The sequence below is a fragment of the Brevibacillus composti genome, assembly GCF_016406105.1.
In the GTDB taxonomy this organism is placed as follows: Bacteria; Bacillota; Bacilli; order Brevibacillales; family Brevibacillaceae; genus Brevibacillus; species Brevibacillus composti.
Window position 1 is genome coordinate 3,922,812 of record NZ_CP066308.1, and the last position, 12,189, is coordinate 3,935,000.

12 protein-coding genes (1 of these 12 cut by a window edge) are annotated in these 12,189 nt (G+C 55.8%); 4 read left to right on the forward strand and 8 right to left on the reverse strand.

Annotated features, from left to right (window positions below):
• Nucleotides 1-219 precede the first annotated feature (219 nt).
• The 4 genes from hutU to JD108_RS19685 all read left to right on the forward strand — a co-directional run bounded on the left by hutU (nt 220) and on the right by JD108_RS19685 (nt 5,759).
• Complete coding sequence (gene hutU / locus JD108_RS19670; RefSeq protein WP_198827627.1) at nt 220-1,710, forward strand: N-tau-methylurocanate hydratase; 1,491 nt, start codon at nt 220-222, stop codon at nt 1,708-1,710.
• A 92-nt stretch (nt 1,711-1,802) separates the two neighbouring features.
• Nucleotides 1,803-3,059 (forward strand): imidazolonepropionase, encoded by a 1,257-nt coding sequence (gene hutI / locus JD108_RS19675; protein ID WP_198827628.1) that lies wholly within the window; start codon nt 1,803-1,805, stop codon nt 3,057-3,059.
• Between the two features lie 30 nt (nt 3,060-3,089).
• Nucleotides 3,090-4,253, forward strand: coding sequence for a M20/M25/M40 family metallo-hydrolase (locus JD108_RS19680; protein WP_198827629.1), 1,164 nt, complete (start codon nt 3,090-3,092; stop codon nt 4,251-4,253).
• 96 nt (nt 4,254-4,349) lie between these two features.
• The gene (locus tag JD108_RS19685; RefSeq protein ID WP_198827630.1) at nt 4,350-5,759 is read left to right on the forward strand and encodes an HAL/PAL/TAL family ammonia-lyase; all 1,410 of its coding nucleotides are present in this window, start codon (nt 4,350-4,352) and stop codon (nt 5,757-5,759) included.
• A 75-nt stretch (nt 5,760-5,834) separates the two neighbouring features.
• Here JD108_RS19685 and JD108_RS19690 read toward each other — a convergent pair whose 3' ends face one another.
• The 8 genes from JD108_RS19690 to JD108_RS19725 all read right to left on the reverse strand — a co-directional run.
• Nucleotides 5,835-6,014 carry an H-type small acid-soluble spore protein gene (locus tag JD108_RS19690; protein WP_198827631.1) on the reverse strand — a complete coding sequence of 60 codons (180 nt, stop codon included), beginning with the start codon at nt 6,012-6,014 and terminating at the stop codon, nt 5,835-5,837.
• Between the two features lie 18 nt (nt 6,015-6,032).
• The gene (locus JD108_RS19695; protein WP_198827632.1) at nt 6,033-6,212 is read right to left on the reverse strand and encodes a hypothetical protein; all 180 of its coding nucleotides are present in this window, start codon (nt 6,210-6,212) and stop codon (nt 6,033-6,035) included.
• 126 nt (nt 6,213-6,338) lie between these two features.
• Nucleotides 6,339-6,596, reverse strand: coding sequence for an HPr family phosphocarrier protein (locus JD108_RS19700; RefSeq protein ID WP_198827633.1), 258 nt, complete (start codon nt 6,594-6,596; stop codon nt 6,339-6,341).
• A 50-nt stretch (nt 6,597-6,646) separates the two neighbouring features.
• Nucleotides 6,647-7,597 carry a DNA-binding protein WhiA gene (gene whiA, locus JD108_RS19705; RefSeq protein WP_198827634.1) on the reverse strand — a complete coding sequence of 317 codons (951 nt, stop codon included), beginning with the start codon at nt 7,595-7,597 and terminating at the stop codon, nt 6,647-6,649.
• Nucleotides 7,598-7,603: 6 nt separating this feature from the next.
• Nucleotides 7,604-8,614, reverse strand: coding sequence for a gluconeogenesis factor YvcK family protein (locus JD108_RS19710; protein WP_323958387.1), 1,011 nt, complete (start codon nt 8,612-8,614; stop codon nt 7,604-7,606).
• An 85-nt stretch (nt 8,615-8,699) separates the two neighbouring features.
• The gene (rapZ, locus tag JD108_RS19715) at nt 8,700-9,581 is read right to left on the reverse strand and encodes an RNase adapter RapZ (RefSeq protein ID WP_198827635.1); all 882 of its coding nucleotides are present in this window, start codon (nt 9,579-9,581) and stop codon (nt 8,700-8,702) included.
• 218 nt (nt 9,582-9,799) lie between these two features.
• The gene (trxB, locus tag JD108_RS19720) at nt 9,800-10,759 is read right to left on the reverse strand and encodes a thioredoxin-disulfide reductase (protein ID WP_198827636.1); all 960 of its coding nucleotides are present in this window, start codon (nt 10,757-10,759) and stop codon (nt 9,800-9,802) included.
• A gap of 60 nt (nt 10,760-10,819) precedes the next feature.
• Nucleotides 10,820-12,189 carry the 3' portion of a tetratricopeptide repeat protein gene (locus JD108_RS19725; RefSeq protein WP_198827637.1) on the reverse strand. It continues 304 nt past the right edge of the window, so the window shows 1,370 of its 1,674 coding nt (coding positions 305-1,674); its start codon lies beyond the right edge, outside the window; it ends in the stop codon at nt 10,820-10,822.

Sequence of the window (12,189 nt, forward strand, 5' to 3'; positions counted from 1 at the left end):
TCATCTGCATCCTGTTTTTTCAAGGCCGATCAAGGGTTTTTCCCGCCTCCTCTCTTTTCTCGCCGAAAAGGTGCAAAGAGTATCTGTGCATCCCGCCCTGTCTGCATCCCGTACTTTCCGGAAATATCGCGGTTTTCCCCAAACAGAAGACGTTGGCACGCCGCTTGCAATTTCCTTTAGGCGAGAACACCAACTACCACATTCGAGGAGGAATGATTCATGTCAAAACCAGAGATTCTCTACTCCGTAAAAGCGCAAAGAGGTCCCGTACTCCGCTGCAAGGGCTGGAGACAGGAAGCCATTCTGCGCATGCTCGAGAACAATATGGAAAATGCAGAAAAACCGGAAGAGCTGGTCATCTACGGCGGGATCGGCAAGGCTGCCCGCAACTGGGAATCCTACCATGCCATCGTCAAAACCCTAAAAGAGCTGGAAGATGACGAAACGCTGGTCGTCCAATCCGGAATGCCAGTGGCGGTTTTCAAAACGCATAAGTACGCGCCAACCGTCGTCATGGCGACGACCAATATCATGAAGGCGGACTGGCCCACCTTCTACGACCTGCAGGACAAAAACCTGACGATGTACGCCAACTACACGGCCGCTCCTTGGGAGTATATCGGGACACAGGGCGTGATCCAGGGAACCTTCGAGACGCTGTCCGCGATCGCCCGCCTGCATTACAACGACTCGCTCGTCGGCAAAATCCTCCTGACCGCTGGCGCCGGCGGCATGGGCGGCAACCAAACCCGGGCGATGACCATGCACGGCGGCGTCGCGATCCTCTGCGACTCCAACGTCAACATCATTCAAAGACGAATTGACAAAGGCTTCATCGACCTGATGGTAGGCTCGCTGGACGAAGCGATCGAGCTGGCCAAATCCCACGCGGCCCAAGGGAAGCCGCTCGGCGTGGCGGTCGTGGGCAACGCGGCTGACATTTTTGAGGAAGCGCTGGAAAAAGGCTTCCTGCCGGACATCGCGACCTCGATGACGCCCGCGCATGACCCGATTTCCTACCTGCCGTCCGGATACACTGTCGAAGAAGCCGAGCAGCTGCGCGATACCAACCGCGCGCTGTACCTGGAAAAGGCGCGCGCCACGATGATCCGCGAGCTGAAAGCGCTGATCCGCTTCATGGATCTGGGCGTGCACGCCTTCGAATACGGCACCAGCATCCGCAAAGAGTGCATCGACGCGGGCATGGATGAAAAAGAAGCAAAACGTCTGCCCGGCTTCGTCGCCGAGTACATCCGTCCTCTCTTCTGCGAAGGCCGCGGACCTTTCCGCTGGGTATGCCTCTCCGGCGACCCGGAAGACCTGCGCAAGATCGACGACATGGTGCTGGAGAAATTTAGCGATGACCTGCTCGTGACCCGCTGGATCTCCCTGGCGAAAAAGCACATCCCGATCGAAGCTCTGCCTGCGCGGATCTGCTACATGGGCTTTGGCCAGCGCAAAGCCTTTGCCCTGGAGGTAAACGACATGGTCCGCCGCGGCGAGCTCTCCGGTCCGGTCGCCTTCTCCCGGGACAATCTCGACTCCGGTATTGGGGTCGTCCGTCACGCGCAGGCCGGCTACGAGATCGCCCGCGATGTCGCCAACGGCAAAGGAAAGCTGACCAAAGAAAGCATCAAGATCCCGCTCTGGTGGACCCCGAAAGCGACGTTTGGGCCAAAAGATTTGGAGACCGAAGAAGCAAAAGCCTGATCGTTCCCCCGGAAAAGCAGTGGGTAGAGATCCGATCCCCGAGGATCTCTACCGCTCTTTTCTGCCAATCTGGTCGAGGAGGTATCGTCACGATGTCTGATAGAAGCGCAAAGGCCGCAGCCGATCTCATCATCAGCAATGCGGCCGAAGCTGTAACGTGCGTAGGCGATGGCATGGGAGATATCGGCGTCATCCGCCATGCCTGGATTGCGATTAAAGACGGCCTTATCGCCGGTGTCGGCTCCGAAGCGGAGATCGTCAGCCACTATGCTGGAGAAGACACGGAGGTGCTGGATGCTTCCGGCAAGGTCGTCGCGCCCGGCTTCGTCGATTCTCACACGCACCTGGTTTTCTGCGGAACACGCGTGGAAGAGTATGCCGCCAAGGTAGCCGGACACTCCCCGGAAAAACTGAAGGAGCTGGGGATTGCCATGGGACCCAGCCGCACCGTCGAGCTCACCCGGGATACGCCTGCCGAGGAGCTGTTTGCCCAGTCCAAAAAACGGCTGCTGGCGATGCTGGAATACGGCATCACCACGGTTGAGAGCAAAAGCGGCTACGGTCTGACGACGGAGAGCGAGATCAAAATTCTGGAGGTCAGCAAGCGGCTGGGAGAAGAGACGCCGCTTGACGTTTTTCACACCTTTTTGGGGGCGCATGGCTTCCCCGAGAATCTGACGAAAGCCGAATACCTGGACGTCATTGTCAGCGAGATGATCCCCCAGGTGGGCGAGCGCGGTCTGGCCCATTTTTGCGATGTCTGGTGTGACGACGGTTATTTCACCGCTGAGGAGTCGGCGTTGATTCTCCGAGCCGGATTGAAGTACGGCATGAAGCCGAAAATACACGCCGACGCCTATTCCTATATCGGCGGGTCGGATCTGGCGGCCGAGATGAAAATGGTCTCTGTCGACCATCTGAACTACACCCCTGTCCCCGTCATGGAAAAGCTGGCCCAAGCAGGCGTCACCGCCGTCTTGATGCCGGCCCTGGACTTCGCCGTCAAGCATAAGCAGCCCTTTGACGCCCGCAACATGCTCGACCGGGGCATGAAGGTGGCATTAGCCACAGACCTCTGCCCGGCCTGCTATACCGTCTCCATGCCGTTCGTCATCAATCTGGCATGCCGGCTGTACAGCTTCTCCGTCGAAGAGGCGATCAAGGCGGCCACCTATGGCGGGGCGCAGGCACTGGCGCTGGACGACCGGGGCGTGATCGCGGCGGGCAAAGTGGCGGACCTGCAGATTTGGAATGTCCCCACCTACAAGCATATCGCCTACCAACTGGGAATGAACATCGTGCAAACGGTAGTGAAAAACGGGAAAGTCGTTGTGAGCCAATCGGCTTAGATCTTGATTTCACGGATGGAGGGATCACCCATGACCAACCATGTATCGCGCGCCGCTTCACATGTACAGGAGGAGCGTTTGCTCGCTCTTTTTCTGGAGCTGACGAAAATTAACGGCCCCAGCACAAAAGAAGGGCCTGTCGCGGAGTACCTGAAAAAAGCGCTGCCCGCACTCGGCTTTACCCTGGAATTTGACGAGGCGCATACCCAGTTCGGCGGCGAGGTCGGCAATCTGATCGCCTGGCGGGAAGGAACGGATTCCTCGATTCCGCCGTTGTTTTTCTCCACCCATATGGACACCGTCCTGCCTACCGAACAGCTGAAGCCGGTGATCAAAGACGGCGTTATCTATTCAGACGGCACGACCATACTGGGAGCCGATGACCGCGCCGCGCTGGCTGCTTATCTGGAAGCCGTCCGGGCGATTGTGGAAAGCGGCGTCCCCCACGGCCCGATTGAATTTATCCTGACCGTAAATGAACAGCCGGGGCTTATCGGGGCGGCGCATCTGGATTACAGCAAGCCGAGAAGCAAGACGGGCTATATCTTTGACAGCAGCGGCGACGTGGGCCAGATCATTCTCAAAGGGCCTTACAGCAGCCGCATCTGGATGGAGGTGGAGGGAAATGCGGCCCATATCGCTCTCAATGCTGAGGAAGGAAACAGCGCCTTCCTGATCGCGGCCAAAGGGCTTCTAGGAATGAAGCTGGGGGTTGTGGACGACGGCACGCTGGCCAATATGGGGATTATCCAGGGCGGAACCCTTACCTCTATCATCCCCGGCAGCGTGACGGTAGCAGGCGAGGTGCGCAGTTTCTCCCAAGACAAGCTGGAGCGTCAATTGAAGCATATGGAGGAGGCGATGCGCGAGGCCGCCGAGGAAAGCGGCGGCAGCGTGCAGGTGCGGATCGAGAAAAAATACAGCGGATTTGACATCCCGCCGGAGCATATCCTCGTCCAGACAGCCGAAGCGGCAGCGGGACTGATCAACGTCCGTCCCTACCTGACCGAGACCCTGGGCGGCGCCGACACCAATGTGCTGAACGAAAACGGCCTGACCTGCATCACGCTCGGCCTGGGCTTTCAGAATATCCACTCGTTCCGCGAGTACATCAGCATCGAAAATCTGGTCAATACCGGCCGTTTAACTGCCGCTTTGATTGAACAATGGTATACGAATCACCAAAAAGCGTGACAGGTTTTTTCTCTTTGGCGTAATCGCCGCCCTGCTTCTATAATGTTCAGTATAGACTGAAAATTATAAACGAAATGAAACGGAGTTGAATGAGCGATGGACAACCGAGGACTGCCCGGACAAGGTCCGGAACGGATTGAGTTGGACGGGTTTACATTGGATCGCCACAAGGTGCAGCGGGTCGTCGACCGCACCGCCCAGGTAGCTCTTTCACAGGCCAGCCTGGAACGCGTCCGCGCCAGCCGTCAGCGCATCGAAAAGCAGATCCACGATGGAAAGGTACTCTACGGCGTCAATACCGGATTCGGAAAGCTGAGCGATATCGAAATTGCCAAAGCGGATATCGCCAAACTGCAGCTCAACCTGCTGCGGGCAGACGCGGTCGGTGTCGGAGAACCCCTGCCCATTCCGGTGGTTCGGGCGATGATGACGCTTCGGGCCAATGCGCTGGCCAAAGGCTTTTCCGGGATTCGGGAAGAGACCCTTCAGCTGCTGGTAGACATGATCAATCGCGGCGTTCATCCTGTCGTGCCGGCCAAAGGCTCCGTCGGGGCTAGCGGCGATTTGGCGCCGCTTTCCCACATCGCGATCGTCTTGGTCGGGGAAGGGCGCGCCGAGTACCAGGGCGAGATTTTGCCCGGCGGCGAAGCGTTGAAGCAAGCGGGACTTGCTCCCGTCGCCCTGGAAGCAAAAGAAGGCCTGGCCCTGATCAACGGGACACAGGCGATGTCCGGCGTCGGCGTCGTCGCCTTGAATGAGGCGGAGCGCGTCGGTCTCGCCGCCGATATGGCCGCCTGCCTGACGATGGAAGCGCGCCAGGGCGAAATCCGCATGCAGGACGCCTACTCGATCCGCTGCATCCCGCAGGTCCACGGCGCCTCCTGGCAAGCCTTTCACTACGTCGATCACCGCCTGCAGATCGAGATGAATTCGGCGACGGACAATCCGATTGTGCTGGAAAGCGGCGAGGTGGTATCCGGCGGCCATTTCCACGGCCAGCCGATCGCCCTGTCCATGGACTTTCTCAAAGTGGCGGCCGCCGAGTGGGCCAATATCTCCGAGCGCCGCACCGAGCGTCTGGTCAATCCGCAACTGAGCGGGCTGTCCCCTTTCCTGGCCCCTGACCCCGGTCTGGAATGCGGGCTGATGGTCGCCCAATACGCCGCAGCCGCTCTGGTTTCGGAAAACAAGGTTCTGGCTCATCCCGCCAGTGTCGACTCAATCCCGACCTCGGCCAACCAGGAGGACCATGTGAGCATGGGCACGATCGCCGCGCGTCAGGCCCGCGACATCATCCACAATGCCGCGCGCGTCATCGCGATTGAGATGATCTGCGCCTCCCAAGCGATCTACCTGGAGAAGGCGGAAAATCAGTTGGCCCCCGCCACCCGAGCCTATCTCGAGAAGGTGCGCCAGATTTGTCCGCCGCTGGAAAGCGATCGGGCGATCTCCGATCAAGTGGAGGAGCTTGCGCAATTCATCTTGCGCGAGGATGTCCTCAAGTAGCAGATGAAAAAGCCGGGCTTGCGGCAGGACTGGAACCCTGGGTGCGCCCGGCTTCTTCTGTTTTGCGGGATCTGTTTATTTCTCGACCAGCTGGGCCACATCCACCGTCATGCTGTTGCCCGGATTTCCTTCTGCGTGGACGCGGGCCGTGGCGGTCTGCTCGTCGACCCCGTCGATCCAGACCGATTGCCCCTGAAACTGGACTTCAATCTTGTTTTCCGCTTGGATAATTTCTCTGACGCGATTCACGTCCATGATGTTCTTTCCCCTTTCCTATTCCTCAAGAGCGTCGCCAGCCGTGCTGGCCCCGGTCATGGTTTCGGTGGAGGTCTCCTCGATCAGTCCGTTCTGATCGGTGACCTGTCCACCGCCCAGTCCCTCGTTTACCATCCGGTCAATATCCATGTCGAAATTATCTCGACCCTCGGTATACGTATCGCGTTGACTGCTCATACGTCTTCCTCCTTGTCTGTCCGCTCATACACAGTTAGCAATGCCCTGTGGCCGACGATTCCATGCAAAAGCGGAAGCGTCTGGATAAAAAAAGACACTTCCCGGAGAAAGTGTCTTTTTTTCTGGCTATTCTTCTTTGCCTACGAGATTGCTCAAACTGGTCACTGCCTGCGTCGCATCCGGCCCCTCAGCCGAAATCGTAATCTCCGTACCCGAACTGATGGCGAGGCTCATAATGCCCATGATGCTTTTCGCGTTTACCTTCTTGTTTCCTTTTTCCACGAATATCTCCGATACAAACCGGTTGGCCTCCTGCACAAAAAATGCCGCAGGACGGGCCTGCAAACCAGTTTTCAACTTGACCACAACCTGCTGTTGAACCATGGGTGTAACCTCCTCGCTCAGTATCCTTATATCGTTAGTATACCATGTCTCTATGGGGAAATATTTTGTTTTTCTCGTAATTTGTCAGCGATTTCGTTAATTTTCCGCAGGCGGTGATTGATCCCCGATTTGCTGACGGGACCGCTCGGGATCATCTCCCCCAGCTCCTTCAGATTCATGTCCGGATGTATCAATCGCAGCTCCGCCACCTCGCGCAAGCGCTTCGGCAGGTTTTCCAGTCCGAGCTCTTCCTGGATCAGCTTGATATTTTCCATCTGTTTGGCAGCGGCGTTTACCGTTTTGTTGATGTTGGCCATCTCGCAATTGTGCAGGCGGTTGACAGAGTTGCGCATGTCCTTGACGATGCGCACATCCTCAAAGTAAAAGAGGGCTTGATGCGCCCCGATCAAGCTGAGGAATTCGGTGATCTTTTCCCCCTCTTTGATGTAGAGGACATACCCTTTCTTGCGCTCGATGCATTTGGCATTCAGCTTGTACCGATTGGCCATTTTCGTCAGATCCTCGCAAAAATCCTGGTACGAAGTGAAAATCTCCAGATGGTAGCTGGATGCCTCCGGGTGGTTGACCGAGCCCCCGGCCAGAAAAGCGCCGCGCAGGAAGGCGGCCCGGCAGCACGAAGACTTCACGATATCGGGCGAGATTCCGCGCACAAACGACAGGTTCTCGCCCATGATCCGCAGTTCGTTCAGGATTTCGTTAGCCCGGTGAGGAATTCGTACGATGTAGACGTTGTTCTTCTTCAACCGCATCTTTTTCCGGACCAATAGCTCCGCATGCACTTGAAACATTCTTTTCAACAGAGTGTAGATCCGTCTGGCAATCGCCGCGTTTTCCGTCGTCACATCCAGGACGAGGCGCCCCGCACCGAATTGCAGGCTGCCGTTCATGCGAATCAGCGCGGCCAGTTCGGCCCGGCTGCAGCAATCAGGCACCTCCAGCATGGTCAGTTCCTTTTTTGTCAGTGCGGCGAATGATGACATGGACCCTCACTCCTTCTCTTTCTTTTGCGCCCGGCGCTTCCGCTTGATCAAGGAAACGACCTCTTTGCTGACCGCATTCGCGTCATGACGCAAATACCCCTCTTCAAACGTAACCAGCGGCTTCGCCACAATATGCAGCCCGAGCTGGCGTAAGCGCTTTAGATCGCAAGCGACGGGACTCGCCCCTTTTTCCGCATACTTCTCCAGGATCTGTTCCGGGATGGAGGCGGAATTGACGATCACCGTATCCAAAAACGGCCCGCCCACGTGATTGTACATGACCTCTACATGCTTGGATGCAGAATAGCCGTCTGTCTCCCCCGGCTGGGTCATCACATTGCAAATGTACACCTTGGGCGCTGCCGACATTTTCACAGCAGTAAATAAGCCGTGTACGAGCAGATTGGGCAAGATGCTCGTATACAGGCTTCCGGGACCAATCAGGATCGCATCTGCGTTGTCGATGGCAATCAATGCTTCCGTCAGGGGAACCACATCCTCGGGGTCCAAAAACACCCGTTTGATCCGTTTGCCCGTCAACGGTATCTGTGATTCTCCCGCGATGATCGAACCGTCTTCCATTTCGGCCATGAGCCGGATAGACTGGGTCGAGGCTGGCAGGACCTCTCCCCGTACAGCCAGGACATTGCTCAGCTTTTTGACCGCAGTGACAAAATCTCCGGTAATTTCATTCATGGCTGCAAGTAGTAGATTTCCCAAATTATGTCCGGCTAATCCGGTGCCTGTGGAAAAGCGGTACTGCATGACTTTTTCCATCAGCGGCTCGGTGTCGGCCAGCGCAGTAAGCACGTTGCGGATATCCCCGGGAGGAAGCATATCCATCTCTTTCCGCAGGCGCCCCGAGCTTCCTCCATCGTCGGCGACAGTTACGATCGCCGTAATGTGAACCGGCGCATGCTTTAATCCCCTTAATAAGACGGACAGTCCCGTTCCCCCGCCGATCACGACAACCCGCAGCCTGCCTTCAGGCTGCGATCCCATTCTCCTCGTCGGCATATGTCACCTCATTATATGCTGATACACATACAAAGGCTCGTTTTCGTCATGGCTGACGGATTCTTTGTTTTCCTGCATCCTATGCTTACTTGTTTTTTTCCATGTCACGGTGACTGACCCGAATCGAGAAGTCTTTTCCAAAGACTTCGCCCAGGTGCTCTGTGATTGCCACCGAACGGTGTTTCCCTCCGGTGCAGCCAATGCCAATGACCAGCTGACTCTTGCCTTCCCTCTGGTAGTGAGGCAATGTGAACGACAGAAAATCGATCAGCTTTTCCACGAATTCCTTCGTTTCCTTCTGATTCATGACGTAGTCGGCTACCTCTGGATCGCAGCCGGTTTTGGGCCGCAGCTCTTCAACGTAGTGGGGATTGGGCAAAAACCGGACGTCAAACATCAGATCGGCATCGATCGGCGTGCCGTATTTGAAACCAAAAGACAGGATGTTGATGGTTAAGGATGAGCCTTGCAAGGTATACTGGCTGATAATTTTCTCACGCAGCTGTGCCGGCTTCATCTGGCTGGTATCAATGATTTGATGGGCGCGCCCTTTCATCTCTTGAAGCAAGCGCCGCTCGGCATGAATTCCTTCTAATGGCGAACCGTTGGGCGACAGCGGATGGCGACGCCTTGTTTCTTTGTAACGAGAAACCAGTGTCTGATCATTCGCATCCAGATAGAGGATATGAAAGGTGATCCCTTCCATTTGATTCAAGCTGTCGATCGCTTCGGACAGGCTCTCGAAGAATTCGCGACCGCGCAGATCCACGACCAATGCGACACGCTCAATATTGCCACCCGATTGCTTGATCAACTCCGCAAATTTGGGGATCAGGACCGGCGGCAGGTTATCGACACAAAAGAACCCCAGATCTTCCAAGCTCTGTACGGCGACAGTTTTCCCCGCTCCAGACATCCCTGTAATGATCAAGAGATTAACGGCTCTCTCATTTCCCACTTCTGTCACTCCACTCGCCTCCTACGATTCTGACATAAGCATACCATATTCGCCCGCCTATTCGCATCCTTTGGCCATCCCGCCCGTGCGCCCGTTTCTGTCAGGGTATGTACAAAGAAAAAAAATGGCGTGGCTTCATCAGCCACGCGAAAGGTTCGTATAGATAAGGGGGTCAATTCATTGTCTTTATCTTACTCCCCAAATATTTCACCCATGTTACAAACAGGTTAAGAGATTGTGACATTTTGTTCCGCGAGGCGCTCGTTCAGCTCTTCGACGTAGTGTTGCGCCGATTGTGCCGCGATCGAACCATCGCCGGTAGCCGTTACCACCTGACGCAGCATTTTTTCACGGACATCCCCTGCCGCAAACACGCCTTTTACTTTGGTACGCATGCGCTCATCGGTGAGCACATAGCCGGCTTCATTGGTGATGCCGAGGTGGCGGACACTGTCGGTCAGCGGGTCCATTCCCACGTAGATAAAGGCGCCATCCGTGGCAAATTCGCGCTGCTCGCCCGTTTTTACATTTTCCAAAAGGACGCCCTGCACTTTGCCGTCTCCGCGAATTTCTTTGACGACCGTATCCCAGATGACGTCGATCTTCTCGTTGTCAAATGCGCGTTTTTGCAGGATTTTTTGTGCGCGGAACTGATCGCGGCGGTGGATGATGGTCACCTTCGAAGCAAAACGGGTCAAGAAGACCGCTTCTTCTACCGCAGAGTCGCCGCCGCCGACAACGACCAGCTCTTTGCCGCGGAAAAAGGCTCCGTCACATACCGCGCAGTAAGAAACGCCGCGTCCGGAAAGCTCTTTTTCACCGGGAACGCCCAGCAGGCGATGCTCTGCTCCCGTCGCGATGATGACGGATTTCGCCAGGTATTCCTTATCCGAGGTGATCACCCGTTTGAAAGGCTCCTCGTCTCTGATTTCTTTGATTTCGCCGTACGCGTACTCGGCGCCGAATTTCTGCGCATGCTCAAACATTTTCGTAGACAAATCCGGCCCCAGGATCGATCCGAAGCCCGGATAGTTTTCGATCTCCTCGGTATTGGCCATTTGTCCGCCCGGAATTCCGCGTTCCAGCATGAGCGTGCTCATGTTTGCGCGAGAGGTATATACAGCGGCGGTCATCCCCGCAGGGCCTGCGCCGGCAATGATGACGTCATACACTTTTTGATCGCTCATAATCCACTGCCTCCTCAATCTGCAACCATTTCTTATTTGTATTTATTATAAAATGAGAATCTATTTCAAATCAAGAGCTTGCAGCGCTTTTACACACTTTGACACAGTTGCTGGAGAAACTCCGTATTTTTGTGCCAGCTGCGCCTGGGACTGCTTTTGATTTTTGACCGTTCCGTATAAGTATTCAAGTGCGGCGAGCCATGCCACTGTTTTGCGAATGTGCACGAGAGGCTTGTCCGCCTGCTTGTATTGTTTCCAAGCCGCGAGCGACCATGACCGGAGCTCCTGCTGCCCTTTTTCGGAAAAGAGCTGGTGGATGCACCGCTCCACGTCGTCCTTCTCCTCTGCTGCCTGCGGGGCTGACTTGCCTGTGCCGGCCGCCTCCCTCGCCGCCATTTTGCGGGAAGGTTCGGCTGCCCCTGGCAGATCGGCTCCCATATCCGCAAGGGCCAGCAGCGCCAGCTTTTTCAGCTGGGGATCATCCGTCTGATGATAGCATTGGCGCACAGCCGCTTCGGCTTCATCATCGCCGATGAGGGAGAGCGTCTGCAATACGGCGAATTTCACCTCATCCCGGCCGTGTTGGAGGGCCCAGAGCAGCGAGGCCCGGATCATCGGATCATTTTTCAGCTCCTCTCCCCCGATTTCCGGCGCTTTTTCCCAGGAGACCTCCTGCAGCGGCTGGTGGTAGTGGTACGGGATCACCTGTTTAGTTTGTCCGTCTCTATCGGCTTTTACCATTTCCAAGTAGGTGTCGGCTACATTCGATTCTGGATCGAGCTGCTTTACCTTTTGCCACCAGCGTATAGCCTGCTCCTTCCGTCCGCTCATATAGGCGGATATGGCGGCGTAGTGATAGGTGCAGGCTTCATGCGGACGGCCCGACCGGAGCATTTTGTAATAGAGGCGGTACGCTTCCTCGTGCTGTCCCAGCACACCCATCGTCGTCGCCAGCTTGTAGGCATGATCGGGATGGAAAGGCACTATTTTTTTCAGCATGTCGATCAGGGAAATCAATTCCTTGACCCGATTGTGGTGGGAGAGAAGCACCGCCAGATTGCAGAGGGCGTGGAGATTCCCGTTCTCTTTTTCTAGCGTCTGTTCTATCGTGGACATCGCTTGCTGAAAATCGCCCGCATAATAATAGGCAAGCGAGAGATTGTTCCAAGCCGGCATAAACGTAGGGTCTGATTCCACAATCTCTTTCAAAATCTCCAATGCTTCCAAAAATCGGCCTTCTTCCAAGCTGTGGCGGGCCCGTTCGTGCTTGCTGTACAAATCTTCCCGCTCACCGGTCAAAAAGTGACGGGGCGGCATATCCAGCTCGAAATAGATGTAATCCAGCAATTCCTCGGCATCCTCACGATAGATGCCTTCACGGTCTTGCTGCAAATAGCGGATCGCCATTTCTTCAGCCATCTCGTAATCTT

What these genes read in the sequence shown, in the direction of transcription:
- hutU (WP_198827627.1), top strand. Translation starts at nt 220, where the DNA reads ATGTCAAAACCAGAGATTCTCTACTCCGTAAAAGCGCAAAGAGGTCCC.
- hutI (WP_198827628.1), top strand. Translation starts at nt 1,803, where the DNA reads ATGTCTGATAGAAGCGCAAAGGCCGCAGCCGATCTCATCATCAGCAAT.
- JD108_RS19680 (WP_198827629.1), top strand. Translation starts at nt 3,090, where the DNA reads ATGACCAACCATGTATCGCGCGCCGCTTCACATGTACAGGAGGAGCGT.
- JD108_RS19685 (WP_198827630.1), top strand. Translation starts at nt 4,350, where the DNA reads ATGGACAACCGAGGACTGCCCGGACAAGGTCCGGAACGGATTGAGTTG.
- JD108_RS19690 (WP_198827631.1), bottom strand. Translation starts at nt 6,014, where the DNA reads ATGGACGTGAATCGCGTCAGAGAAATTATCCAAGCGGAAAACAAGATT.
- JD108_RS19695 (WP_198827632.1), bottom strand. Translation starts at nt 6,212, where the DNA reads ATGAGCAGTCAACGCGATACGTATACCGAGGGTCGAGATAATTTCGAC.
- JD108_RS19700 (WP_198827633.1), bottom strand. Translation starts at nt 6,596, where the DNA reads ATGGTTCAACAGCAGGTTGTGGTCAAGTTGAAAACTGGTTTGCAGGCC.
- whiA (WP_198827634.1), bottom strand. Translation starts at nt 7,597, where the DNA reads ATGTCATCATTCGCCGCACTGACAAAAAAGGAACTGACCATGCTGGAG.
- JD108_RS19710 (WP_323958387.1), bottom strand. Translation starts at nt 8,614, where the DNA reads ATGCCGACGAGGAGAATGGGATCGCAGCCTGAAGGCAGGCTGCGGGTT.
- trxB (WP_198827636.1), bottom strand. Translation starts at nt 10,759, where the DNA reads ATGAGCGATCAAAAAGTGTATGACGTCATCATTGCCGGCGCAGGCCCT.